This window comes from Streptomyces sp. NPDC001568, assembly GCF_042893755.1.
Classification (GTDB): Bacteria; Actinomycetota; Actinomycetes; order Streptomycetales; family Streptomycetaceae; genus Streptomyces.
On record NZ_JBIAVF010000006.1, the window covers coordinates 140198 to 165018 of the forward strand.

21 protein-coding genes are annotated in these 24821 nt (G+C 73.0%); 12 read left to right on the forward strand and 9 right to left on the reverse strand.

The annotated features are described in order from the left end of the window. Window positions 1–176: 176 nt before the first annotated feature. From ACFY0I_RS13060 to ACFY0I_RS13075, 4 genes are all read right to left on the reverse strand, one after another. Window positions 177–3200 (reverse strand): alpha-mannosidase, encoded by a 3024-nt coding sequence (locus ACFY0I_RS13060; protein ID WP_388893829.1) that lies wholly within the window; start codon window positions 3198–3200, stop codon window positions 177–179. Between the two features lie 67 nt (window positions 3201–3267). Beyond that, entirely contained in the window at window positions 3268–4179 is a 912-nt protein-coding gene (locus ACFY0I_RS13065) for a carbohydrate ABC transporter permease (RefSeq protein ID WP_388893831.1), read from the reverse strand. Continuing rightward, window positions 4176–5051 carry a carbohydrate ABC transporter permease gene (locus ACFY0I_RS13070; RefSeq protein ID WP_388894408.1) on the reverse strand — a complete coding sequence of 292 codons (876 nt, stop codon included), beginning with the start codon at window positions 5049–5051 and terminating at the stop codon, window positions 4176–4178. The genes ACFY0I_RS13065 and ACFY0I_RS13070 overlap by 4 nt, the downstream gene beginning before the upstream one ends. Window positions 5052–5098: 47 nt before the next feature. After that, on the reverse strand, window positions 5099–6436 hold the full coding sequence (locus tag ACFY0I_RS13075) for an ABC transporter substrate-binding protein (protein ID WP_388893833.1): 1338 nt from the start codon (window positions 6434–6436) through the stop codon (window positions 5099–5101). 568 nt (window positions 6437–7004) lie between these two features. On the opposite strand from ACFY0I_RS13075, the gene mdlC reads away from it, so the two are divergent. The 6 genes from mdlC to ACFY0I_RS13105 all read left to right on the forward strand — a co-directional run bounded on the left by mdlC (window position 7005) and on the right by ACFY0I_RS13105 (window position 15071). Continuing rightward, the gene (gene mdlC / locus ACFY0I_RS13080) at window positions 7005–8615 is read left to right on the forward strand and encodes a benzoylformate decarboxylase (protein WP_388893835.1); all 1611 of its coding nucleotides are present in this window, start codon (window positions 7005–7007) and stop codon (window positions 8613–8615) included. Window positions 8616–8670: 55 nt separating this feature from the next. Continuing rightward, complete coding sequence (locus ACFY0I_RS13085) at window positions 8671–10083, forward strand: FAD-binding oxidoreductase (protein WP_388893837.1); 1413 nt, start codon at window positions 8671–8673, stop codon at window positions 10081–10083. Further along, window positions 10080–11438, forward strand: coding sequence for a cytochrome P450 (locus tag ACFY0I_RS13090; protein ID WP_388893839.1), 1359 nt, complete (start codon window positions 10080–10082; stop codon window positions 11436–11438). The genes ACFY0I_RS13085 and ACFY0I_RS13090 overlap by 4 nt, the downstream gene beginning before the upstream one ends. Window positions 11439–11514: 76 nt before the next feature. After that, the gene (locus ACFY0I_RS13095; RefSeq protein WP_388893841.1) at window positions 11515–12864 is read left to right on the forward strand and encodes a hypothetical protein; all 1350 of its coding nucleotides are present in this window, start codon (window positions 11515–11517) and stop codon (window positions 12862–12864) included. Window positions 12865–12873: 9 nt separating this feature from the next. Beyond that, complete coding sequence (locus ACFY0I_RS13100) at window positions 12874–14823, forward strand: peroxidase family protein (protein ID WP_388893843.1); 1950 nt, start codon at window positions 12874–12876, stop codon at window positions 14821–14823. Then, window positions 14820–15071 carry a hypothetical protein gene (locus tag ACFY0I_RS13105; RefSeq protein ID WP_388893845.1) on the forward strand — a complete coding sequence of 84 codons (252 nt, stop codon included), beginning with the start codon at window positions 14820–14822 and terminating at the stop codon, window positions 15069–15071. Before ACFY0I_RS13100 ends, ACFY0I_RS13105 begins: the two co-directional genes overlap by 4 nt. 57 nt (window positions 15072–15128) lie before the next feature. On the opposite strand, the gene ACFY0I_RS13110 is transcribed toward ACFY0I_RS13105, so the two are convergent. Continuing rightward, entirely contained in the window at window positions 15129–15488 is a 360-nt protein-coding gene (locus ACFY0I_RS13110) for a hypothetical protein (RefSeq protein WP_388893847.1), read from the reverse strand. Between the two features lie 201 nt (window positions 15489–15689). On the opposite strand from ACFY0I_RS13110, the gene ACFY0I_RS13115 reads away from it, so the two are divergent. Next, entirely contained in the window at window positions 15690–16133 is a 444-nt protein-coding gene (locus ACFY0I_RS13115) for a universal stress protein (protein WP_388893849.1), read from the forward strand. A gap of 15 nt (window positions 16134–16148) precedes the next feature. Here the strand turns inward: ACFY0I_RS13115 and ACFY0I_RS13120 are convergent, their stop codons facing one another. After that, window positions 16149–17093: a serine/threonine dehydratase gene (locus tag ACFY0I_RS13120; protein ID WP_388893851.1), complete on the reverse strand. Its 945-nt coding sequence runs from the start codon at window positions 17091–17093 to the stop codon at window positions 16149–16151. Window positions 17094–17143: 50 nt separating this feature from the next. After that, complete coding sequence (locus tag ACFY0I_RS13125) at window positions 17144–17875, reverse strand: TetR/AcrR family transcriptional regulator (RefSeq protein WP_388893853.1); 732 nt, start codon at window positions 17873–17875, stop codon at window positions 17144–17146. Window positions 17876–18056: 181 nt separating this feature from the next. Here ACFY0I_RS13125 and ACFY0I_RS13130 point away from each other — a divergent pair, with 181 nt between their 5' ends. The 4 genes from ACFY0I_RS13130 (at window position 18057) to ACFY0I_RS13145 (ending at window position 21619) form a co-directional block, all read left to right on the forward strand. After that, on the forward strand, window positions 18057–19763 hold the full coding sequence (locus ACFY0I_RS13130; RefSeq protein ID WP_388893855.1) for a ricin-type beta-trefoil lectin domain protein: 1707 nt from the start codon (window positions 18057–18059) through the stop codon (window positions 19761–19763). Window positions 19764–20038: 275 nt separating this feature from the next. Beyond that, a complete protein-coding gene (locus ACFY0I_RS13135; protein ID WP_388893857.1) occupies window positions 20039–20287 on the forward strand; it encodes a hypothetical protein in 249 nt (82 codons plus the stop codon). Continuing rightward, a complete protein-coding gene (gene sigK / locus ACFY0I_RS13140; protein ID WP_362875799.1) occupies window positions 20280–20849 on the forward strand; it encodes an ECF RNA polymerase sigma factor SigK in 570 nt (189 codons plus the stop codon). Before ACFY0I_RS13135 ends, sigK begins: the two co-directional genes overlap by 8 nt. Next, window positions 20849–21619, forward strand: a complete 771-nt coding sequence (locus ACFY0I_RS13145) for an anti-sigma factor domain-containing protein (RefSeq protein ID WP_388893859.1) — start codon at window positions 20849–20851, stop codon at window positions 21617–21619. The genes sigK and ACFY0I_RS13145 overlap by 1 nt, the downstream gene beginning before the upstream one ends. Before the next feature lie 40 nt (window positions 21620–21659). On the opposite strand, the gene ACFY0I_RS13150 is transcribed toward ACFY0I_RS13145, so the two are convergent. Next, window positions 21660–22904: a cytochrome P450 gene (locus ACFY0I_RS13150; RefSeq protein ID WP_388894411.1), complete on the reverse strand. Its 1245-nt coding sequence runs from the start codon at window positions 22902–22904 to the stop codon at window positions 21660–21662. A gap of 140 nt (window positions 22905–23044) precedes the next feature. Between ACFY0I_RS13150 and ACFY0I_RS13155 the strand changes: the two genes are divergently transcribed. Next, window positions 23045–23968, forward strand: a complete 924-nt coding sequence (locus tag ACFY0I_RS13155) for an SDR family oxidoreductase (protein WP_388893861.1) — start codon at window positions 23045–23047, stop codon at window positions 23966–23968. A 42-nt stretch (window positions 23969–24010) separates the two neighbouring features. Here the strand turns inward: ACFY0I_RS13155 and ACFY0I_RS13160 are convergent, their stop codons facing one another. Beyond that, window positions 24011–24769: a TetR/AcrR family transcriptional regulator gene (locus tag ACFY0I_RS13160; protein ID WP_388893863.1), complete on the reverse strand. Its 759-nt coding sequence runs from the start codon at window positions 24767–24769 to the stop codon at window positions 24011–24013. Between the last annotated feature and the right edge of the window lie 52 nt (window positions 24770–24821).

Here is a 24821-nt window from a genome sequence, read left to right on the forward strand (position 1 = left end):
GGCCCGGCCCGCCCCGCCCTGTGGCGCAGTTCACGGCCCGGATGCCTCTCCGCCACGACGGAACCGCGCACGGCGACGGTGGACGGGGTGCCGCTCGGGTACGAGGTGTCCGGGCCCCCGGGCGGTGCCCGGGGCGCGGGACGCGGCCCCGGAGCGAACCGGGGCCGCGCGGCCCGTCAGGCGCGGCGCAGCCGTACGGTGACGATCTGGAACGGCCGCAGCGTCAGGGCGATGCGGCCGGCCGCGGTCGGCGCGGCGACGGCGGAACCCGCCAGGGGCCGCTCCAGGAGGTCGCTCTCGACGGCGGCGGTGATCGCGAACCCGGGGGTCAGGTTCGCCGTGGCCCGGCCGCCGCGGGACTCGTACAGGCGGACGACCACGTCGCCGCTGCGGTCCTCGGCGAGTTTGACCGCCTCGACCACGACCGCGTCCTCGTCCACCACCAGCAGCGGCTCGACCGGGCCCGCTCCGGTCACGGCCCGCTCGGGCAGGTTCAGGGCGTGGCCCTCCCGGACGGCGTCCCCGATCGTCGCGCCGGGTGCCAGGGAGAACCGCAGGGTGTGCCGGCCCTGGTCGGTCTCCGGGTCGGGGTAGCGGGGCGCGCGCAGCAGGGACAGCCGGACCGTCGTGGTCCGGCCGCCGTCGGGACGCACGTCCCGGGTGACGTCGTGCCCGTAGGTGGAGTCGTTGAGCAGGGCCACGCCCCAGCCGGGCTCCTCCACCTGGATCCAACGGTGGGCGCAGATCTCGAACTTGGCGGCCTCCCAGGAGGTGTTGGTGTGGGTGGCGCGGTGGACGTGGCCGAACTGGGTTTCGGCGGCGGATCGTTCGGCCGCGACGTCGAGGGGGAAGGCGGCCTTGAGGAACTTCTCGCTCTCGTGCCACTCCACGTCCGTGACGAGGTCGACGGTCCGGGCTCCCGCCCGCAAGGTGATCGTCTGCACCGCCGTGGACGAACCGAAGGAGCGGGTGACGGTGACGGTCGCGGCGTCCGGCCCGTCCTCGGTGACCTCCATCGTGTCCAGGGCGACGAGGTCGGTGACCTTGTTGCGGTAGAACGCGTCGATGTCCCACGCGTCCCACATGTTCGGGAAGTCGGGATGGATCTGGAGCTGGTTCGCCGCGCTCCCCGGGGCGAGGGACTCGCGCCCCCCTTCCAGGTCGTAGGCGGAGACGAGCAGACCCCGCCCGTCGACCTCCACCAGCAGTCGGCCGTTCGCCAGCACGTGCCCGCCGCCGTGCCGCTCCTCGACGGTGACGGGCTGCGCCACGTCCTGCGGTCGACCCGCGCCGCCCGCGGGGATGCCGCGCCGGGTGTGCGGGGCGCAGTTGAAGACGAGCTCCTCGGCTCCCTCCCCCGCCAGGGCCGACTGCGCCGCCCCGGTGATCGCGAGGAGCTCCTCGCGCACGGCCGCGTGCGTCGCCCGGGCCTCGCGGTGCACCCAGGCGATGGAGGAGCCGGGCAGGATGTCGTGGAACTGGTGGAACAGTACGGTCTTCCAGAGCCGCTCCAGGTCCTCGTACGGGTAGTCGAAGCCGGGGACGCGCACGGCGGCCGTCGCGGCCCACAACTCGGCCTCCCGGAGCAGGGATTCGCTGCGCCGGTTGCCCTGCTTGGTCCTGGCCTGGGAGGTGTAGGTGCCGCGGTGGAGCTCCAGGTAGAGCTCCCCCGCCCAGACGGGCGCGTCCTGGTACTCGGCGTGCGCCTTCTCGAAGAAGGCGTCGGGCCGCTCGACCTCCACGCGCGGGGAGCCTTCGAGGTCGCGCTGGCGCCGGGCGCGGGCCAGGTGTTCGCGGGTGGGTCCGCCTCCGCCGTCACCCCAGCCGAAGGGCACCAGCGAGCGCGAACCCCGGCCCTTCTCCTGGTAGTTGCGGGCGGCGTGGGCGAGTTGGGCGCCGCCCAGGTCGCTGTTGTAGGTGTCGACGGGCGGGAAGTGCGTGAAGACGCGGGTGCCGTCGATGCCCTCCCACCAGAAGGTGTGGTGCGGGAACTTGTTGACCTGGGACCAGGAGATCTTCTGCGTCAGGAACCAGTGCGAGCCGGAGAGCTTCACGATCTGCGGCATGGCGGCGGTGTAGCCGAAGGAGTCGGGCAGCCACACGTTCCTCGTCTCGATCCCGAACTCGTCGAGGAAGAACTTCTTGCCGTGGAGGAACTGGCGGGCCATGGCCTCGCCGCCGACCATGTTGGTGTCGGACTCCACCCACATGCCGCCCACCGGCACGAACCGGCCGTCGGCGACCTTCTTCTTGATCCGTTCGAAGAGCTCGGGACGGTAGGTCTTGATCCAGTCCAGTTGTTGGGCCTGGGACATGGCGAAGACGAACTCCGGGTGCTCGTCCATCAGCGCGAGCACGTTGGAGGTGGTCCGGGACACCTTGCGGACGGTTTCGCGCAGCGGCCACAACCAGGCCGAGTCGATGTGCGCGTGACCGACCGTGCTGATCCGGTGCGCCGACGCGGTGGCCGGTACGGCGAGGACCGGCGCGAGGAGCGCGCGGGCGGCGGCGGCCGTACCGGGGACGTCGGTGAGGTCCACTTCGTCCAGCGCGGAGTCGACGGCCCGCAGGATCGCGTGCCGGCGGGCGTCGGCCCCGTCGAGCTGCGTCATCAGCTCGTGCAGGACTTCGAGGTCCTGTACGAGTTCCCAGACCTCGGTCTCGAAGACGGTGAGGTCCATCCGGGCGAGCCGGTAGAGGGGCTGCTCCCCGCTGGTCGGCCGGTCACCCTCGTAGGTGGGCGAGTGGCTGACCAGGACCGGGTTGGACGCGGCTTCGACGTACCACTCGACGCGCTCGCCGCCCGTCGCCCGATCGGCGACACGGACCCAGTCGTTGTACGGGTTGAGCCCCTTGACCTCGCTGCCGTCCGCCCGGTGGACCAGGCCCTCGCACTGGAAGCCGGGCATCATCCGGTCGAAGCCGAGGTCTAGCACGGCCTCGACGGTGCGGCCCGCCCAGTCGGCGGGTACGGAGCCGGTGACCTTGAACCAGGTGGTGCCCCAGGCCGGGCCCCACGCGTCACCGGCCGCGCAGGGCCCGTACGGGGCGGCCAGGCCCTCGGCGACGGGCACCGGTTCGCCGGGGGCCTCCCAGCGCTCGACGGTGAGCGGTACCGAGCGGGAGCGGACGGCGGGTTTGATCCGCTCCGCGAGGACGCGGCGCAGGCGGTGTTCGGCGATGCTGCGGTCGTCGTGCATGTCGGCGGCTCCAGGAGGGCTGGTCGGACGGGCGGGGCGGCGGGACGGGGGGCGGCGGCGGGCGGCGTCAGGTCTTGACGGCCCCCTCGGCCACGCCCTTGAAGAAGTAACGCTGGAGGGCGAAGAAGAGGAGCATCATCGGGATCAGCGCGGCCATGGCGCCGGCGGCGATGGTCCGCTGGTCGCTGGTGGTCGTGGCGCCCGCGAGGGTCTTCAGGCCGAGCTGGAGGGTGTAGTGCTCGCTGTCGGTGAGGACGAGCAGCGGCCACAGGAAGTCGTCCCAGGCGCCCATGAAGCTGGTGATGCAGACGACGGCGAGGGCGCCCTTGGCGGAGGGCAGGAAGACGCGGGTGAAGCGGGTCCATTCGCCCGCCCCGTCGAGGACCGCGGCCTCCTCGATCTCCCTGGGGACGGACAGGAAGGCCGCCCGCATGATCATGATGTTGAGGACGGAGACGGCTCCGGGCAGCCAGACCCCGATGAGGGTGTCGACGAGGCCCATCCCCCGCACCGTCAGGAACATCGAGATCATCACGGACTCGAAGGGGAACATCAGGGTCGCCACCAGGACGGTGAAGACGCTCCTGCGGCCCTTCCAACCGGCCCGCGAGAGGGCGTAGCCGCCCATGGCGGCGAACAGCAGGTTGGAGGTGACGGACAGGGCCGCCACGATCAGCGTGTTGCCGACGTACTGGAGCAGGGGGAAGGACTCGGCGACCAGGACGTAGTTGTCGAAAGTGGGCCGGGAGGGCAGCAGGCCGTCGTACACGTTCTCGGTGCGGCCGCGGATCGAGGTCAGGAACTGCCAGACGATCGGGCCGAGCATGACCACGAGCATGAGCAGCAGCGTCACGTACCGGGCGGTGCGGCCCAGGAGGCGGCGGCGCAGGTCGGCGCGGACGCGCGGGTCCGTCGGCGGGCGGCGGGGGGCCGCGGGCGCCGGGGTGCCGGCCGGGGCGCGGTCGGTGGGGGCGCTCACTCCTCGTCCCCCTTCGACAGGCGGTGGCCCAGCAGGCTGAAGACCAGGGTCAGCAGGAACAGCAGCAGGGAGATGGCCGAGGCGTAGCCGGTCTCGCCGGAGAACCCGAGGCCCACCTGACGGATCAGGAACGGCAGCGTACGGGCGCCGCCTCCGGGACCGCCGCTCTCGCCGCCGAGGATGTAGATCTCGGTGAAGACGCGCAGCGCCGAGATCGCGGAGAGGGTGCCGACCAGCAGCATCATGGGTTTGACCTGGGGGACGGTGATGCTGAAGAAGCGGCGTACGGGCCCGGCGCCGTCGAGCGCGGCGGCCTCGTGGAGGGAGCCGGGGACGTTCCCGAGGGCCGCCAGGTAGAACACCATGTAGTAGCCGAGGCCCTTCCACACCGTCACGATCATCGCCGAGACCAGCAGCATGGCGCTGTCCGTCAGGAACGGCACCGGCTCCGAGACGACACCGAGCCCGCGGAACACCGTGTTGACGAGCCCGTCGCTGCGCAGCACCCACTGCCAGATCAGGCCGACGACGACGGCGGAGGCGATCACGGGCGTGTAGAAGGCGGAGCGGAACAGCCCGATGCCGGGGAGCCGCGCGCGGACGAGGACCGCGAGGGCCAGCGGCAGCAGGACCAGGCAGGGGACGACGACGGCCAGGTAGAGCACGCTGTTGCCGGTGGCGACCCAGAAGTCCGGGTCGCCGAGGGCGCGGGTGTAGTTGTCGAGGCCGACGAAGCCGCCGCCGCGCAGGATCCGGGCGTCGGTGAAGGACAGGATCACGGTGTTGACGAACGGCCAGACGCTGAACAGGGCCACCATGACCAGCCCGGGGGCGAGGAAGAGGTAGGGCGCCCACCAGGTTCGGTGGGGCAGGCCGGCGTCACCTCCCGCGTCCCGTCCCGTGGCGGTCCCCCGGACGGTCACGGGCGGGCCGCGGCCGACAGGAGCGCGTTGGCCTCCTCCTGGGCCCTGCGCACCGCCGTCCTCGGGTCCTGCTCCCCCAGGATGGCCTTCTGCATCTCGCGCACCACCGCGTCGCCGACCTGACTGGTCCACTGGACGGGCGTGTTGGCGTCGAGCCCGGCGCTCCTCAGCTGTTCGGCCCCGACGGCCCGGGCCACCGTCTCGGCGTCCTTGCCGTCGCCTCGGTCGGAGAAGTACGGGTCCGCCAGGCCCCGGGCGTTGGACGGATAGATGGTGGCCTTGCGGGAGAACTCCACCTGATTGGGCCCGTTGGTCACCCATTTCGCGAACTCGGCCGCCGCGTCCGGGTGTTCCGTGTCCTTGCGGATACCGAGGGCCTGGGCGTAGATGCCGATGTGGCCGAGCCGGCCGGTGACGGCGCCGGCGACCCGGGTGCGCTCGTAGACCTGCGGGGCGTTCTGCCGGATGTCCTTGACGAAGCCCGGGGAGCCGGGGCCGAAGACGAGCTTGCCGGCGCCGTAGAGCTGGTTGATGTCGTCGGACTTGAGCAGGGACTCCTTCGGCATGGCGCCCTTGGCGTACAGGTCCTTCATCCGGTCGACCCACTCGACGGCCTTGTCCGTGTCGAAGGTGAAGCGGTCCCGCCGCTCGTTGAGGATCGGAACGCCCATCTTCTGCCAGTCCCCGGGCAGCCGGCTCTTGGGGTCGGCCATGAAGGCGGCGTACCGGCCGCCGGAGCGGGCGGCGATCCGCTCGGCCTGGTCGAAGAACTGCTCGACGCTGGTCGGCGGTTGGGCGGGGTCGAGACCGGCCTTCTCGAAGAGGTCCGTGTTGAAGGTGAGGATCTCCGGGGTCACGTACCAGGGGTAGGCGTACACGCCGTCGCCCCTACCGGGAAGTCCGAACTGCTCCCAGGCGCCGGGCACGTACTCCTGGGCGACCTCGGCGTCCAGGAGGGAGACGTCGGCGAGCATGCCGCGATCGCCGAGCAGTTGGAAGGAGTCGGTGGAGAGGTTCACCACGTCGGGGAGGGCGCCGGCGCGGGCGTCGGCGACGAGCTTCTCGTTGTAGCCGTCGCCGGGAACGTCCTCCCACTTCACCGTGACGTCGGGGTACCGCTGCTCGAAGGAGTCGATGACGCCCTGGACGTAGCCGGTGAACTTCGGCTTCAGCTGGAGGGTGCGGAACGTGATCCCACCGGACACGGTCCCCGTCCGCCGCGCGTCCTTGCCGTCCGCCGTTCCCCCGTCGCCCAGCCCGCACGCGGACAGCGAGAGGAGGCCGCCCGCGAGCAGGGTCGTGAGGGCCGTGCGCACCGCCTGGGAACGATTCATCTCCGCCGCCTTCAGGGGAAGTTCCGGCCTCGCAGCCGGAGGGCGGTGCCCACGCTGTCCGCAATCCCGAAGTCCGTCAATGTGCCCGAAGTCCCGTTGGCCGACGGGGTGCGCTTCCCTTATCCCTCCGGCTGCGCCACGAGCCGGCCCGGGCCCGCGCACGGATCCCCATCCACCTGGACTGATGCGCTTTAGTTCCGATCTTTCCCGGCCCTGCCGCGTTTTGCTCACCGGGGTGAATTGCGGGCGCGGTTTGACCTCTTGTCGACGGTCCGGAAGCAGCCGGACTAATGCGGTTTATCGGGGGCGCCCGCATACCCGCCGGCTCCTCGTGCGGATCCCGGCCGGCCGCACCCTCGGCGCGACGTCAACCGGACGCGCACGACATCGGACTTCGTACGCGCGTGCGTCACGGACCCGGCCGAGCCGGGGCGGTAGCACGCCATAGGGCCGGTCCGCCACCCCCCTCCGCAGGCCGACACGAACGGATCATGGAATTTGATCCCGATCGACACGGTGTGATGCATTGATCACGCACCGTTCCCATCGGCTTCCCGGAGGATCTTCCATGCGCACGGTCCGAGAGTCTGTTCTGGACGTCCTGCGGACACGCGGGATGACCACCGTGTTCGGCAACCCCGGTTCGACCGAACTGCCCATGCTCAAGGAGTTCCCGGACGACTTCCGCTACGTCCTGGGGCTCCAGGAGGCCGTGGTCGTCGGCATGGCGGACGGCTTCGCCCTCGCCTCCGGCACCACCGCGCTGGTCAACCTGCACACCGCGCCCGGCACCGGGAACGCGATGGGGGCGATCCTCAACGCACGGGCCAACCGCACGCCCATGGTGGTCACCGCGGGCCAACAGGTGCGGGCCATGCTCACCATGGAGGCCCTCCTCACCAACCCCCAGTCGACGCTGCTCCCCCAGCCCGCGGTGAAGTGGGCGTACGAGCCCCCGCGCCCGGCGGACGTGGCGCCGGCCCTGGCCCGGGCGGCGCAGATCGCCGAAACCCCGCCGCAGGGGCCGGTGTTCGTGTCCCTGCCGATGGACGACTTCGACGTGGTCCTCGACCCGTCCGAGGACGCGGCGGCGCAGCGGACGGCCGCCCGTACGGTCACCCACGCGGCCGTCCCCTCCGGCGAGGCGGTGCGCGAACTCGCCGCACGACTGGCGGGTGCCCGCAGCGCCGTCCTGGTCGTCGGCAACGACGTGGACGCCGCCGGCGCCTGGGACGCGGTCGTCGCGCTCGCCGAGCGGACGGGGCTGCCCGTGTGGTCGGCGCCGACCGAGGGCCGGGTCGCCTTCCCGAAGTCGCACCCCCGGTACCGGGGCATGCTGCCCCCGGCCATCGCGCCGCTGTCCCGCTGCCTGGAGGGCCACGACCTGGTCCTCGTGATCGGCGCCCCGGTGTTCTGCTACTACCCCTACCTCCCGGGCGCCTACCTGCCCGACGGTACGGAGCTGGTGCAGCTGACCCGCGACGCCGACGAGGCGGCCCGCGCCCCCGTCGGCGACGCGATCGTCGCCGATCTCACCCTGACCGTAAGGGCGTTGCTCGCCGAGCTGCCCGGCCGGGAGGCCCCCGTCGCGGCGGACCGGATCGCGCCGACGGAGTCCACCGAGACCCTCGACGGGGTCCTCACCCCGCTCGCCGCGATGACGGCCGTCGCCAAGGGCGCGCCCGAGAACACCCTCTGGATCAACGAATCCCCTTCCAACCTGGGGCAGTTCCACGACACGACCCGGATCTCCACGCCCGGCTCGTTCCTGTTCACCGCCGGCGGCGGCCTCGGCTTCGGGCTCGCCGCGGCCGTCGGCGCCCAGCTCGGCGCCCCCGACCGGCCCGTGGTCTGCGTCATCGGCGACGGCTCCACGCACTACGCCGTCCAGGCCCTGTGGACCGCGGCGGTCTACAAGGTCCCGGTCACCTTCGTCGTCCTCAGCAACCAGCGCTACGCGATCCTCCAGTGGTTCGCCCAGGTGGAACGCGCCCAGGGCGCTCCGGGCCTGGACATCCCCGGCCTCGACATCACCGCGATCGCCACCGGCTACGGCGTACCCGCCCACCGGGCCACCGGATTCGGCGAACTGACGAAGCTGGTGCGGGAGTCGGCGCTCCAGCAGGACGGACCGGTGCTCATCGACGTCCCCGTCACCACCGAACTCCCCTCCCTGTAGACCCTCCCGCTCCAGACCCTCCCGCGCCCGCACCGCACCGTCCCGGAAGGCCGGCATGCCCCCCACCACCACCGACACCCCCCTGCTGCGCGCGCTCCGCACCGCGCTGCCCGCCGAAGCCCTGCTGACCGACCCCGCCTCCCTCGCCGCGCACTCCCGGGACTCGGCGCCCTTCTCCGACTGCGGCATCCCGGCGGTGGTCGTCGTACCCCGCACCGCCGAGCAGGTCGAGCACGTCATGCGGACCGCGTACGCGCTGGACGTGCCCGTCGTGCCGCAGGGCGCCCGGACCGGACTGGCGGGCGCCGCCAACGCCGTCGACGGCTGCGTCGTGCTGTCGACCACCGCGATGAACCGGATCCTGTCCGTCGACCCGGCCAACCGGCTGGTCCGCTGCGAACCCGGGGTCACCACCCGCCGGCTGGCCGAGGCGGTCGCCGAGCACGGGCTGACGTACCCGCCGGACCCGGCCTCGTGGGAGCACTGCACCATCGGCGGGAACATCGCCACCGGCGCCGGCGGCATCTGCTGCGTGAAGTACGGGGTCACCGCGGACTACGTGCTCGGTCTCGACCTCGTCCTCCCCGACGGCCGCCGCGTGCGCACCGGCCGCGACACCGCCAAGGGCGTCGCCGGATACGACCTGACCCGCCTGGTCGTCGGATCCGAGGGCACCCTCGCCGTCGTCGTCGGAGCCACCCTCGCCCTGCGGCCCGCGCGGCCGCCGGCGCTGTCGCTCCTCGCCCAGTTCCCCACGCTGGCGGCCGCCGGGGACGCCGTGGCGGCGATCACCGCGGCCGGCCACACCCCGTCCGCGCTCGAACTCCTCGACCGCGCCACCACCGAGGCCGTCGTCGACCTCGGCCGGCACCCCCTGCTGCGTGCCGGCAGCGCCGCCACCCTGATCGTCGAGAGCGACAGCGCGAACCCGTCGGCGGACCTCAGCGCCATGGAGCTGCTCTGCAAGGAGGCGGGCTCCGACCACATCGCGACCTCGGCGACCAGCGAGGAGGCCCGCGAGATCATCGAGGCCCGGCGCCTGGTCAGTACGGGCATCGCCGCTTACATGGCCTCCCACGGCGGCGGGTTGACCGCCTTCATCGAGGACGTGGCGGTACCCCGTTCGGCGCTGCCCACCCTGGTCGGCCTCATCGAGGAGATCGCCGCCCGGCACCGGCTGAGGATCTTCACGCTGGGCCACGCCGGGGACGGCAACCTGCACCCCACCGTCGTCTTCGACCCCGCCGACCCGCACGAGGTGGAGCGCGCCCGCACCGCCTACGACGACATCATGGCGGCCGGCCTCGAACTGGGCGGCACGACCACCGGGGAACACGGCATCGGCACCCTCAAGCGGGAGTGGCTGGAGCGCGAGTTGGGCCCGGTGTCCCTGGAACTCCAGCGCGGCCTCAAACGGCTCTTCGACCCGAAGAACCTCCTCAACCCCGGGAAGGTCGTGACCGCGTGAGCCAGTTCACCGAGACGCCGCAGGCCCTCGACGGCCGGGTGTACGGCCCGCCGCCGGTCCGGGCCGGGCTGGCGGAGACCCTGCGCTTCGTCGCCACCCACACGCTGCCCGTCTTCGTCCGGGGCGTCGCCAACCCCCGCTTCGGGGTCATGGCGGCGTACGCGCGGATCAACCAGCCGGGCTGGTCGAACGCGACCCTGCGCGCGCTGAAGGCCCGCCACGGCGGAGCGCCCGTACAGGTCCGGGCCCTGTCCGGCGACATGCTCGTGCTGTTCGACGAGGAGGACATCCGCCGGTTCTTCGCGGAGCCCGTGGAGGTCCTCGCGATGGACGCCCCGGACAAGTACCGCAGCCTGTCCGTGTTCGAGCCCACCGGGGTGATCTGCTCCCACGGCGCCGTCCGCGAGGACCGGCGGCGGGTCAACGACCGGGCGCTGGCCTCCGATCAGCCCGTGCACCCGTCGTGCGCGGAGTTCCGCACGGTCGTCGAGGAGGAGTGCCGGCGGCTCACCGCGCGGCCCGTCGTCGACTTCCCGCTGCTCTGGAAGACGATGACGCGCATCTCACGGCGCGTGGTCCTCGGCGACCGGGCGGCCGACGACCAGGAGCTGTCGGACTGGCTCGTCACCCTGCGCGGTCAGGGCAACTGGATGGGCCGGAGCAAGCCGGAGGCCACCAGGGCCCTGTACGCGAAGGCCGCCGCCCGGATCGCCGGGTACGCGGCCGACGCCCCGGCGCACGCCCTCGCGGCCCGCGCGCTGGCCGAGCCCTCCCCCGAGGGCACGGATCCGCTCGGCCAGACCCACCACTGGCTGCTGGGCATCGACCTGGCCGCCCCGGTCGTGGCCCGCACCCTGCTGCTGCTGGCCCACCATCCGGCCGAGCAGGAGGCGGCCCGTACGGAGGCGGCGAGCCCCGCCCCGGGTCTGCCCCGCATGCGCGCCTGCCTGGAGGAGTCGGCGCGGCTGTACCCGATCGTCCCGGACCTGGTACGGGTGACCCGTACCGAGACCGAGTGGCGCGGCGTGCGCTACCCGGCGGGTACGGACGTCCTGGTTCCGATGGGCTTCCACCAGCGCGATCCCGACCGGGTCGACGGCGGGCACCTCTTCGCCCCGGGCCGCTGGCTGGTCCCCGGAGCGCACGACGACACCCGGATCGCCCCCTTCAGCCACGGCGGCGCCCGCTGCCCCGGCGAACACGTCGCCCTGCTGCTGACCTCGCAGGTCTGCGCCGAGGTGCTGCGGAGCCATCGCATCACCGGAGCCCGTCCCGTCCTCGACGTGGGCCGTCCGCTGCCCGGCGTCCTGGACACCGCCGGCATCCGGCTGCGCCTGCGGCCGCAGGCCGACTAGCCGGGCACCGGTGGCTCCCGGGAAGCCCCGACACCCACCGCGCACCCCCGAGAAACCCCGAGAGGAAGGACCCCTCGTGTCCGTCACCGAACCGGACGTCGCCTCCCTGCACCACGTCTGCCGTGAGCTGGCCGAGGCGGCCGACGCCGTGCGCGAGGCGACGCGTTACGCCTCACGGGTCGCGCTGGGCTCCCGGTTTCCGGCTCCGGCCCCGGGGTCCCGCCGGGCGCGGGGCGCCCGACGGGCGCTGCTGGCCACGCTGATGGATCCGCGGGGATTCGGCTGGGCGGCGCACGGGCGCGGGCCGCTGGCGGGCGCCGTCTGGCTGGCCGGAGTACTGACCAGCCGGGAGAGCCTGGCGGTGAGTCTGGCCGTGGAGGGTCTGAAGGCGCGGATCCGGGCCGCTTCGGTACGCCATCCGGAACTCCTGGAGAACCCGACCACGTCGCGGGTGCTGCGGGCCATCGACGAGGACCGACAGGCCGAGGCCGTCCGGGTCTTCAAGGGGCTGTTGACGGAGAAGGGCGCCGAGTACGCCCTGGCCCTGCTCGCGCCGTCGTTCGCCGACATCATGGCCTGGAACGCGTTGACGGACGAGAACCCCTTCAACGACAACGCGGGCTGGCAGGTCGCCACCAACCAGGCGCTGACCTCGGACTTCCTGACGGGTCTCAGCGGCAGCTTCTGGGCCTTCCTCGACCGGGGACGCGGTCGCGCCGAGCCCCACGAGGCGCCGGCGGAACTGCTGGGCGGCCTGGACGCCTCGGGATCCATCGTCGGGTACGTCCGCAACATCGGGCTGATCGGGACCCGCGGCCTGATGCTGGTGCAGCAGGTCGACGGTCCTGACGACGCGCGCCGGTTCGTCATCCAACTGGCCGGCATGGGCAAGGGGTTCAACGAGGAGGGCCCGCAGGACCTGGTGGGCGCCTTCAACGCGGTGGGCACCACCGAGACCGCGTACACCCGGGCGGTGGGCCGGGCGCTGCGCCGCCTGGTGCCCTCCGGCGCGGAGGTGGCGCTGGTCGGGCACAGCCAGGGCGGGATCACCGCGATGAACCTGGCGGCGAGCGCGGACTTCAACGCCCTGTACACGGTGACGCACGTCGTCGCGATCGGTTCGCCCATCGATCACAAGCGGGCCGCGGATCCCCGGACGAAGGTGGTCTCCCTCGTCAACGAGCACGACATCGTGCCCACGTTGGAGGGTCGTTCGACGGTGTCCCCGTACGCCCTCCCGGAGCGGTTCACCGAGTTCGCCTGGACCGACGACACCCATGCCTTCCCGCTGTGCCATGCCGCAGAGCGGTACGCGCACAACCTCGAACACGACGTGCCGCACGCCCGCGAGCACGTCGATTCCGAGCTCGCGGCCTTCCGCGGCCGGGTCACCGGTACGCACCTGTTCACCCTCCACGACCGCTGAGGACCCCGTATGACCGACATCGCCCCGTCGACTGCCCCGTCGACTCCCCCACCGGCTCCTTCCGGCGCCCCGTCCGAACCGGACGCCTCCGGGGGTGAACGGCTGCTGCCCCCTCAGGCGCGCCGCGTCGGCCCGCCGCCCGCGCCGCCCGCCGCGTACGGCCCTGCGGGGTTGCTGGAGCGGCTGGAGTCGGCGGCCTTCGCGCGGATCAACCGCGTCCGCGAGTGGCACGAACTGCCGGGTCCCATTGGTCTGTTGAACCTGGCCGTGCTCCGCGAGGACCTGCGCCGGCACAACCTGCACGACACCTTCGGCGCGGGCGGCGAGCGCGACCGCAGGCCGACGGTCCGGCCGGCCCCGTACCGTTCGTACGACGGCTCGGGCTACGACCCGTGCGACGTGGACATGGGGCGGGTCGGCACCCGGCTGGACCGCAACGCCCCGCTGCACATGGCGTTCCCCGATGACGAGTCCCTGATGGCGCCCAGTCCGCGCGAGGTCAGTCGGCAGTTGCTGGCCCGGCGCGGCTTCGTGCCGGCGCCGACCCTCAACCTGCTGGCGGCGGCGTGGATCCAGTTCCAGAACCACGGCTGGGCCAACCACGGGGACAACGAGGAGGCGGAGCCCTTCACCGTCCCGCTCGCCGCCGACGACAACTGGGCCGAGCAGGGCGGCGGCTGTCCGATGCGGGTGAACCGGACCCGCCCCGACCCGGTGGCGCACACCTCGCCGGACGCGCCGCCCACGTACGAGAACACCGTCACGCACTGGTGGGACGGTTCGCAGATCTACGGATCGGACGAGGCCCGCTGCCGCTCCCTGCGCACGGGCGAGCACGGCAAGTTGATTCTGACGGACGGCAGGCTGCCCGCCGACCCGCGCCCCGGGATGGAGTGCCTCGACGCGACCGGCATGAACAGCGACTACTGGGCCGGCCTGTCCCTGCTGCACACGCTGTTCGCCAAGGAGCACAACGCGATCTGCGACCTGCTCCGCTCGCACCGTCCCACCTGGGACGACGAGCGGCTCTTCCACACCGCGCGACTGGTGAACACCGCCCTGATGGCGAAGATCCACACCGTGGAGTGGACCCCGGGCATCCTGGACACCCCCCTGCTCCAGGCCTCGATGAACGCCAACTGGCACGGATTGCTGCCGCGTTGGGTGACGCGCCGGTTCGGGCGGATCGGCGGCGAGGCACTCAGCGGGATCCTCGGCTCCCGCACCGACCACCACGCGGCGCCGTTCTCGATGACGGAGGAGTTCGTCTCGGCGTACCGGCTGCACCCGCTGATCCCCGACGAGATCACCGTCCGGGACCACCTGCGCGGCGGCGTCCGCAAGGCCGTCGGCTTCGACGACATGCAGGGCGCCACGACCCGTACCTCCCTCGACGAGTACGGCGCGAGCGACCTGCTGTACACCTTCGGCGTATCGCACCCCGGCGCCCTGGTCCTGCACAACCACCCCGACGCGCTGCGCAACCTCACCCGGCTGTCGGGCGAGCGCATCGACCTCGGGACCGTGGACATCCTGCGCGACCGCGAGCGCGGCATCCCGCGCTACAACGCCTACCGGCAGATGCTGCGCAAGCGCCCGGTGACCTCCTTCGAGGAACTCACCGGCGGACACCCGGGCGACACCCCGCTGCTGCGGGAGCTGTACGACGGCCGGCTGGACCGGGTCGACACGCTCGTCGGGAACCTCGCCGAACCCCGCCCGGCGGGGTTCGGGTTCAGCGACACCCTCTTCCGCATCTTCATCCTGATGGCCAGCCGGCGACTGAAGAGCGACCGCTTCTTCACCACCGACTACCGGCCGGAGGTGTACACCGCGGAGGGGCTGCGCTGGGTCGACCGCAACTCGATGGTCACGGTGCTGCTGCGGCACCATCCCGAGCTCGCACCGGCCCTCGACGGCGTCTCCAACGCCTTCGCCCCGTGGAAGGAGCGCTCTTGAGCGCCGTCCCCGCGGCCCGGCGGCGTCCCGCCGGCCCGGCCGAAGGCCTGCGCGTTCACGCCGAGGCGCTGCGCGAGCGCGCGGAGCGGCTGCGCGGGGCCTGCGACGGGCTGGACTGGAAGGGCCCCCAGGCGGACGCCTTCCGCGCCCGCGTGGAGGAGCTGGCCCTGCGGTGCGCCACGGCCGCCGACGGCCTGAACCGCTCGGCGGCCCGGTTCGACGAAGGCGCCCGCCCCGTGACGTCGTGACAACCGGAGGGGACCACCGCCGCGAGCGGTGGTCCCTCGGCCCGTCCCCTTCGCCGGCTACTTCATGCGGTAGGCGGCCTTGTCGGCGAGCTTGCCGTCCTTGAAGCACAGGCGCAGTACGTCGGAGCTGCTCTTGTCGGTGCTGGAGAGGTACCAGGCGCAGGTGCTGCCGGCGGGCTCGGCCGGGCCGCCGTCCTTGAGGGCGTCCTTGACGAAGCTGTCGCCCGACGGGAGCTTGGCGCGGACCTCGGCCTCGGGGTCGCCGATCCGCACGGCCTCGTAGACCTTCGGGTCGAGCAGGGTCTTGTCGGCGATGTCGAGGAGCTTCCCGGCGCCGAAGAGGACCGCCACGACGAGGCCGATGCCCACCACCAACGCCACGCCGCAACCGATCAGACAACCCTTGCGCTGAGCCACGCCCGTTCCTCCGAGTCCGCCGTGTCCGGTGCCCTTCACCGTGACGTACCGACCTTCGCAGCCGGTGGCGTCGGCGGGCTGTCCCCGAAAGTCTCGGGCCGCCGCAACGATCGTCGTTCGTCGACGCCGTTCGCGGTCGGGCTCCCGGGGGCGTGTATACAGGAGGAGAAGGACGATCCGGACGAAACGAGAGGAACCCCTGTGAGTGAGCTTGTCGAGCCTCTGATCGTCGTCGGTGTGGACGGTTCGAACCATTCGAAGGAAGCGCTGCGCTGGGGCGTCGCGCAGGCGAAGGCGACCGGCGGCCGCGTACACGCCGTCATGAGCTGGGAGTGGAACACGAATCCGTTCGCGGTGGGCACCGCCGAGCAGGCCGATCTGGTGCACGCCGAGGAGGCGGCGCGGCAGAAGCTCTCGGACACCGTCGCCGAGGCGGTCGGCACCTCGCCCGGCGTGCCGGTGTTCCGACGGGTCGAGCGGGGCGCGCCGGGCCAGGTGTTGGTGGAGGCCTCGCAGGAGGCGGAACTGACGGTGGTGGGCACGCGCGGGTACGGCGGGATCAAGGGCGCGCTGCTGGGTTCGGTGAGCCAGCAGGTCGTCCAGTACGCGGCCGGCAGTGTCGTCGTGGTCCGTCACCGCCCCTGACCGGCCGTCGGCCGCCTACGCCTGCCCGGGTACGGGAGCCGTCAGGTCGGCGGGGTCGGTGTTGGCGCCGCACAGGATGACGGCGACCCGCTTGCCCGGCGGCCGGGGTGCGGTGCGCAGCGCGGCGAGCGCGGTGGCGGCGCCGGCCTCGACCACGATCCGGTGCTCCTCCCACAGTTCCCGCCGGGCAGCGATGATCTGCGCGTCGGTGACGAGCACCGAGTCGACGCCGCCGCGTCGTGCGGCGGCCAGCGCGTCGGCCGAGACCCTGGTGGCGCCGAGGGAGTCGGCGGCCACGGACTCGACCGGGACGTCGACCGGCCGGCCCGCCTCCAGGGCGGCGTTCAGAGCCCGGCAGTTCTCGGGTTCGGCGGCGGTGACGTGGACTCCGTGCTCGCGCGCGGCCGTGGCGACGCCCGCGAAGAGTCCGCCCCCGCCGACCGCGACGACGACCGCGTCCAGGCCGGGCAGGGCGTCGCGGATCTCGTCCAGCAGCGTCCCGGCGCCGGCGGCGATCAACGGATGGTCGTAGGCGTGGCTGGCCAGGGCGCCGCGGTCGGCCGCGAACTCCTGGCTCGCGGCGAGCGCTTCGGAGTACCGGTCGCCGACGAGGCGTACGTCGGCGCCGTAGCCGCGCAGCCGTGCCACCTTGACGGGCCGGGCGTTGACCGGCAGGAACACGGTCGCGGGCACGCCCTGGGCGCGGGCCGCCCATGCGCAGGCGATGCCAGCGTTGCCTCCGGAGGCTATCGTCACGCCGGCGGCGGGCAGGGTCCCGGCCGCGCGGTGCGCGGCGAGGAAGTTGTGGGCGCCGCGGGCCTTGAAGGAGCCGGTGTGCTGGAGGTACTCCAGCGCGTACCAGACGCCTTCGGCGGCGGGCACGACGGCTACGGGCCGGACGACGCCGGCCAGCCGGTCGGCGGCGGCGCGGACGGCGGCGTGGTCGAGCTGCTGTTCCATGGCTGACTGCCTTTCTGATGACGGGTTCCGGGGCGCGCGGGCGCCTTCCCTCAGCGGGTCGCTGCGGCCGGTGCGCTCGACGCGCCGGGTTCGGTCGGTGCCTCGGGTTCGGTCGGCGCGCCGGGTTCGATCGGCGCCGTCGATGCGGTCGGCTCGGCCGCCGCGATGAGTTGGCGCAGGGCGCCGTAGAACACCTCGTGGTCGGTCAGCGGGGGCAGTACGTCGGCCGTCGCACCCGCCAGCACCGGGAACTGCGCCGGATCCAGCGCCGCCAGCGCGGTCCGGGAGGCCGCGACGGCGGCGGCCGGGTCTCGGTGATCCACGAAGGCCGCGCTGCCCAGCGTCAGCAGGTACATGCGGCGGTAGACGGTCATCGCCTCGGCGGGGCTCATCCCGGCGGCGACGCTGTCGGCGAGGGCGGGCTCGACGAGCCGGGCCAGTAGCTGCCGGCCGAGCCAGGGGCGGCCACCGCGCAGGACGAGCAGCCCGGGGTGGGCGGTGAGCAGCCGGTACAGGGCGCCGAAGCGCAGTTCGGTGGCCTCGGCCCAGCCGGTACCGGCGGGAACGTCGGGCAGTTGGGCGGCGAGGTGCTCGGTGCAGAGGTCCAGCAGGCCTGCGAGGTCGACGCAGCGGCGCTGGACGGTGGCGTGGGAGACGTCGAGCCGGGCGGCGAGGGCGCGGAAGCTCAGCTGCCCGGGACCTTCCTCGTCGAGGATCCGCAGGGCGGCCACGGCGATGGCCCCGGGGGTCGCGCGGTCGAGGGAGGCTGATCTTCTCGGCATGGGATACACCGTATCAGCCGTCGTCACATACGCGGTATCACCTCTTTCGCGTGATGGCGACTGCGGCCATATTGCTGGTCATCCCGCGATATGCCTCGACTTGCATTGACAGCGTGTAGTCACCTCGCTGCACTGGGCGCACGACTGCCCGTCGGTACGTCCCCCACGTCAAGGAGACCCCGTGCCGCCTCGCCTGCGTGCGTCGCTCCCCTGTCTGACCGCGGCCGCCCTGCTCGCCCTGTGCCTGTGCCCCGCCCCGGCCTCCGCCTCGACGGCCGCCACCGCCCCGGCGGACCCCACCGCGACCTCGGACACCCCGCTGGCACTCACCCCGCCCATGGGATGGAACAACTGGGCGCACCACATGTGCGACATCGACGAGGCGACGGTCGTCGCGAACGCCGACGCGCTCGTGTCGAGCGGGCTCGCCGCCAAGGGGTACGACACCGTCACCATCGACGACTGCTGGATGCTCAAGAGCCGTGACGCGCAGGGCGATCTGGTCGTCGACACGGAGAAGTTCCCCCACGGCATGGCCTGGTTGGGCGAGTACCTGCACGCCAAGGGGCTGAAGTTCGGGATCTACGAGGACGCCGGCTACCTGACGTGCGAGAAGTACCCGGGAAGCGGCACCCCGAACGGTGGCGGCGAGGACAACTACGCCCGCGACGCACGGCTGTTCGCGTCCTGGAACGTGGACTACGTGAAGATGGACGGCTGCAACCTGTGGGTGCCGCCGGGCAAGACCAAGGAGGAGGCCTACCGGGACGCGTACAACGCCGTCGCGAAGGCACTGCGCGACAGCGGCCGACCCATGGTGCTCTCGGCCTCCGCGCCCGCCTACTTCCAGCAGGGCGAATGGGGCGGCTCCGACTGGCACAAGGTGCTCGACTGGGTCGGCGGGACGGGCCAGTTGTGGCGTGAGGGCCGGGACATCAAGGTCTACAACCCCGCCGCCCCCGACACCTCGCGGTGGAGTTCGGTCCTCGGCAACTACGGCTACAACCGTTGGCTCGGCCGGTACTCCGGCCCCGGCAACTGGAACGACCCCGACTTCCTGATCGCGGGCGCCCCCGGGCTGACCGAGGCGGAGAGCCGCAGCCAGGTCGGGCTGTGGGCCATGATGGCGGCCCCCTTCATCCTGTCCTCCGAGGTCTCGGAGCTCACCCCGGCCGGGCTGGCCGCGCTCGGCAACACCGATCTGATCGCCCTGGACCAGGACCGGCTCGGCCGGCAGGGCGCGGTGGTCTCCTCCAACGCCACCTTCGAGGTACTGGCCCGGACGCTGGCGAACGGTGACCGCGCGGTGGCGGTGCTCAACCGGTCCGCCACCGACCGGGACGTCTCCGTACCGCTGGCCGATGTCGGTCTGCACGCCTGCACGGTGGACGCGAAGAACCTGTGGGACGGGGAGAGCACCGAGGTCTCGACCTCGCTGACCGGTCGCCTCGCCGCCCACGACACCGTCGTCTGGCGGCTCACCCCGCGCGGCTGCGGCGACGCCGTACCGACCGGCCAGGTCGTCGGAACCGGTTCCAAGTGCGTCGACGGGGCCAACACCACCGGCGTCGGCTCGCTCGTCCTGGCCGGTTGCACCGCCGGCGCCGACCAGCGCTGGAGCCTCGGGGAGCACGGCCGGCTGCTGCTGGCCGGTGAATGCCTGACGGCCGACGGGAACGGCCTCGTCGAGCTGGCCGGGTGCGGGGACGGCCCCCGCTCGGAGCAGCGCTGGAACCACCGGCGCGACGGGGCCCTGGTCCACGGCGCGAGTGGGCTGTGCCTGACGGCTCCGCCGGCCGTCGCGACCCCCGACGCGCCGGCCGAGCGGCTGCTGCTGGCCGACTGCGGCGACCACCGGCCCGACCAGGCCTGGTCCCTGCCCGTCTGACGGTCGAGGGGCGGGTGCGACCGGGGCCCACCCGCCGCGCCCCGCCCGTACACGACCCGATGTCCGCCGGCCCGCCCGTCGGGTCCTGATCACCCTTCCGGGGGAATCACGTTCCCCGTGAGGGGGAGCCTTGAGCGAACGGCCGCCCGCGCCGCGGGGGCACTGGGTTCACTGGCCCGGCCATGGTCAGGGGCGGGCACCGGAGCGATCCGGTGCCCGCCCCTTTCCGACGTCAACGGGCCGCGAAGCCGACCGGCCGACAGGAGCGCACCGACGTGAGCGACGTGCCCGAGGTGTCCGAGACCGGCCCGGAGCAGTCCGGAGCCGGCGCGCCGCCGGCCCGGGTGGGCGATCCGTGGGACCGGCTCGCCGACGGCGTGGTGGAATTGCGCAAGCGGCGGCCGTCGGGCCGGGCGGACGGCCCCGACGGGGCCAATCCGGCGGCCCATCGGCTCCGAATCGCCATTGAGACCTGTGGATGCGAGGGAATGGGTGCGGATCCCGGAGGATCGGTCCGTGAATGACGCGACACGGGCCGACGAAGGCCTGGCCGTCCTGCTCGGGCGGGTCGCCGAGGGTGACGAGACGGCCTTCGGCTCGGTGTACGAAGCGGTGTGCGGGCGCGTGCTGGGCGTGACGCTCGCGGTCCTGCGCGACCGGGCCCAGGCCGAGGAGGTGACCCAGGAGGTGTTCGTCGAGGTGTGGCGCACCGCCGGGCGCTACCGCAGCGACCGGGGCAGCGTACGGACCTGGGTGCTGACCATGGCCCACCGCAGGGCGGTGGACCGGGTCCGGTCGGCCCAGGCATCGACCGACCGGGAACGACGGGCCGCCCGGCTGGACTCGGCCCTGCCCGAGTTCGACGAGGTCAGCGAGGCGGCGTTGGAGCGCGACGAGGCGGCACGAGTGCGCCGCTGCCTGGGCTCACTGACCGGGATCCAACGCCAGTCGGTGACCCTGGCCTACTACCGGGGCCTGACCTGCCGGGAGGTGTCCGAGGCGCTGTCCGTGCCGCTGGGCACCGTGAAGACCCGCCTGCGGGACGGCCTGCTGCGGCTGCGTGACTGTCTCGGGGTGAGCGGCTGATGAGTACGGAAAGCATGCACGAGGAGACGGGCGCCTACGTCCTGGACGCCCTGCCACCGGCCGAGCGCGCCGCGTTCGAGGAGCATCTGGCCACCTGCCCGGACTGCGCCCGGGAGGTACGGGAATTCGCGGCGACGGCGGCGCTCCTCGGCGCGGCCGTGGCGGTGGAGCCGCCGCCGGGACTGCGGGACGAGGTGCTGCGCCGGATCCGGGAGGCGCCGGCCGGGGCCGACGAGAACCGTGCCCCGGACGCGGCCCCGGGGCCGGCGGCCCGACATGCGGCCCGGGACGGCCGGCCGTGGGCACGGTGGGCCCTCGCGGCGTGCGTGGCGGCGGCCGCCGGGCTCGGCGGGGTCGCCGTGTGGCAGTTCCAGGAGGCCGAGGGCGCCCGGCAGGAGGCGCGTCGGGCCGAGGCCCGGGCGACGTCGCTGACGCAGGTGCTGTCGGCCCCCGACGCCCGGCTGACGAGCGGCCGGATCGCGGACGGCGGAACGGGCACGGTGGTGGTCTCCCGGGACCGGAACCGCGCCGTGTTCGTGCCCTCCGGGATGACGGCCCCGCCGCCGGGGCGGGTGTACCAGCTGTGGTTCGCCGACCCCGGCAAGGGCATGCGCCCGGCGGGACTGATGGACCCGGCACGACCCGACGCCCCGGCGCTGCTGGCGGGACCGGTGGGCGGAGCGACCGGGATCGGCGTCACGCTGGAACCGGCGGGCGGCTCCCCGGCGCCGACATCGGACCCCTTGGTGGTACTGGCCCTCCCGGCGTAGGCCGGGAAGGCCGGGGGCCGCCACCGGCCCGCGCGGCGACCTACTCCCGGGAGAGGCGCACCGGGAGGGCCTCGACGCCGTTGCCGATGAAGCTGCGCTGCCGCGCGAGGTCGGCCTCGGGAACGGCGAGGTCGAGGCCGGGGAAGCGGGCGAAGAGCCGTTCCAGGGCGACGCCGGCCTCCAGCCTGGCGAGCGGTGCTCCCACGCAGTAGTGGGCGCCGTGCCCGAAGGCGAGGTGGCGGGCGGCGCCGGGGCGGGTCACGTCGAAGCGGTCGGCGTCCGCGCCGTGGAAGGAGGCGTCCCGTCCCGCGGCCGTGTACCCGGCGAGGACGGGGGTGCCCCGCGGGATCACGGTGCCCTCGATGCTCAGGTCCCGGGCCGGGTAGCGGAACGGGAACCAGCTGACCGGGGAGTCCCAGCGCAGGGTCTCGTCCACGACTTCCGACCAGCCGACCTTGCCCGACAGGACGAGGGCGAGCTGGTCCCGGTGCGTGCACAGGGCGCGGACGGCGTTGCTGATCAGGTTCAGCGTGGTCTCGTGTCCGGCGACGAGCACCAGCCGCAGGGTGCCGATGAGTTCGGCCTCGCTGAGCCGGTCGCCGTCCCCGTCGCGTGCGGCGATCAGGGCGCTGGTGAGGTCGTCGCCCGGGTCCCGGCGTCGGGTGGCGGCGATGGTGCCCATCAGCTCGACGAGTTCGCGTACGGCGGCCAGCTTCTGCGCCGGGGTGCTGTCGGTCGAGACGATCACCGTGTGGGACAGCCGGTGCAGCCGGCCCCGGTGCTCGGGGTCCACACCGAGCAGCTCGCAGATGACGCCCATCGGGAGCGGCAGGGCGAAGTGGGTGAGCAGGTCGGCGACGCCGTCGGGCGAGGCGTCGGCGGCCCGGCCGAGGTCGTCGAGCAGGGTGTCGGTCAGTTCCTCGACGCGCGGGCGCAGCCGTTCCACCTGGCGGGCGGTGAAGGCGTTGCCGACGAGGGAGCGCAGGCGGCGGTGGTCGGCGCCGTCGGCGGTGTGCATGCCCTGGGCGTTGGCGAAGACCCGCAGCGGCCAGTCGGCGGGGATGGTGCCGTCGTGCAGCCCGGGGAAGTGCCGGGGGTCCTTGGCCGCGTCGGGATGGGCGAGGAACTCCTTGAGCGCCTCGTGGCCGAGGACGATCGCGCCGGGCACCCCGCCGGGCAGGACGACCTCGGCGACGGCGCCCCGGGCGCGCAGCCGGGCGTTGAGGGCGTGCGGGCAGCCTCCGGCCGGATCGATGACGTACGGGGCTTCGTCGAGGGGTGACACGGGCTGCGCGGGCGGTACGGACGGCTGGGGGGACGACACGCCGGCTCTCCTGACCTGGTGGAAGAAGTCCGGTCAACAGTGGGGCTTGCGGGGCGTGTTGTACAAGACCTGCCGCCACGGGCGCGACGTAGGGTCGGGCCATGTCGGAATCCGAGCGGAACCTGGAAGGCAGGGTCGCCCTGGTGGCGGGTGCGACGCGGGGCGCGGGCCGGGGCATCGCCGTCCAGCTGGGCGCGTGCGGCGCGACGGTGTACGTGTCGGGGCGCAGCAGCGTCTCCGGCCGGTCGGAGTACGACCGGCCGGAGACGATCGAGGAGACGGCCGAGCTGGTCACGGCGGCCGGTGGGCGGGGTGTGGCCGTGGTCGCCGACCACCTGGTGCCCGCGCAGGTGGAGGCGCTCGTCGCGCGGATCGACGCCGAGCAGGGCCGTCTCGACGTGTTGGTGAACGACATCTGGGGCGGTGAGCGGCTCTTCGAGTGGGACAGCACGGTCTGGGAGCACGATCTGGACAACGGGTTGCGGCTGCTGCGGCTCGCGGTGGAGACCCACGCCATCACCAGTCACCACGCGTTGCCGCTGCTGCTGCGCACTCCGGGCGGGCTGGTCGTGGAGATGACCGACGGCACCGTCGACTACAACACGGACCGCTACCGCGTGTCGTTCTTCTACGACATCGCCAAGTCGGCCGTGCTGCGGATGGCGTTCGCGCTCGGGCACGAGCTGGGGCCGCGCGGTGCGACCGCGGTGGCGCTCACTCCGGGGTGGCTGCGTTCGGAGATGATGCTGGAGGCCTTCGGTGTGACGGAGGCGAACTGGCGCGACGCGCTGGAGAAGGTGCCGCACTTCGCGATCTCCGAGACCCCCGCCTACGTCGGCCGGGCGGTCGCGGCGCTGGCCGCCGACCCCGAGGTGTCCCGTTGGAACGGTCGGTCGCTGTCCAGCGGCGGGCTCGCCGGGGTCTACGGCTTCACGGACCTGGACGGCAGCCGTCCGGACGCGTGGCGGTACATGGTCGAGGTCCAGGATCCGGGCAGGCCGGCGGACGCGACCGGATACCGCTGACGAGACGTCAGGAGACGTGACCCGAAACGCAGGTGGCGCGTTTCACGGGGAGTCCGTCCCGATCCGGCGGGCGAGGCCGTCGAGTACGCAGCGCAGGCCGAAGTCCCAGACGGCCTGCGGGTCGAAGGCGCCGACGGCGGCTCCGACGCGGCCGGCGAGCGGATGGCGCTCCGGGTCCATGACCCGTTCCAGCAGGGGTCCGACCAGCGCCCACCACTCGTCGTCGCTCCGGTGGCGCTGGTGCTCGGCCACATCGGCGGCGGCCAGGGCGTTGGTCTGGACGAAGCCCAGGAGGTGGGTGAGGGCGGCGTCCATCTCGGCGTCCGAAAGGCCGATGCCGTCGAAGGCGGCGAGTTCGTGCTCGTACTTGCCGATCACTCCGGGACCCAGGGGCGGGCGGGTGCCGGCCAGGTCCGCGATCCACGGGTGGCGTTCGAGCAGGTCCCGGTTGTCGTCGGCGATCCGGGTGACCTTCAGTTGCCAGGGTTCCCGGCCGGACGGCTCGCGGCGGCGCATCCTCCGGTAGGTCTCGTCCAGCATCAGGTCGAGCAGCTCGGCCTTCCCGGGTACGTACGTGTACACGCTCATCGGGGTGACCCCGAGGCGTTGGGCGAGGGCCCGCATGGTCAGCGCGGCCGCCCCCTCCTCGTCGGCGAGGGCGATCGCGGCCGCGACGACGGCGTCCACGGTGAGCCCCTGGCGCGGACCGCGGCGCCCGCCGGCCGACCCCTGTCCGGGCTCGCGCCACAGGAGTTCCAGCGTGCGGACGGGGTCGCCCGCGCCGCTGCGTTCCTTCGCCATCTCCGCCCTTCCGCCCGTCCATCAATTCGCTACACCGTACAGAGTACAGCGT

Bases quoted from the DNA above. Each gene is read 5' to 3' on its own strand.
- ACFY0I_RS13120 (WP_388893851.1), bottom strand. From the start codon at position 17,093: ATGGAACAGCAGCTCGACCACGCCGCCGTCCGCGCCGCCGCCGACCGG.
- ACFY0I_RS13060 (WP_388893829.1), bottom strand. From the start codon at position 3,200: ATGCACGACGACCGCAGCATCGCCGAACACCGCCTGCGCCGCGTCCTC.
- ACFY0I_RS13085 (WP_388893837.1), top strand. From the start codon at position 8,671: ATGCCCCCCACCACCACCGACACCCCCCTGCTGCGCGCGCTCCGCACC.
- ACFY0I_RS13125 (WP_388893853.1), bottom strand. From the start codon at position 17,875: ATGCCGAGAAGATCAGCCTCCCTCGACCGCGCGACCCCCGGGGCCATC.
- mdlC (WP_388893835.1), top strand. From the start codon at position 7,005: ATGCGCACGGTCCGAGAGTCTGTTCTGGACGTCCTGCGGACACGCGGG.
- ACFY0I_RS13100 (WP_388893843.1), top strand. From the start codon at position 12,874: ATGACCGACATCGCCCCGTCGACTGCCCCGTCGACTCCCCCACCGGCT.
- ACFY0I_RS13155 (WP_388893861.1), top strand. From the start codon at position 23,045: ATGTCGGAATCCGAGCGGAACCTGGAAGGCAGGGTCGCCCTGGTGGCG.
- ACFY0I_RS13145 (WP_388893859.1), top strand. From the start codon at position 20,849: ATGAGTACGGAAAGCATGCACGAGGAGACGGGCGCCTACGTCCTGGAC.
- ACFY0I_RS13160 (WP_388893863.1), bottom strand. From the start codon at position 24,769: ATGGCGAAGGAACGCAGCGGCGCGGGCGACCCCGTCCGCACGCTGGAA.
- ACFY0I_RS13075 (WP_388893833.1), bottom strand. From the start codon at position 6,436: ATGAATCGTTCCCAGGCGGTGCGCACGGCCCTCACGACCCTGCTCGCG.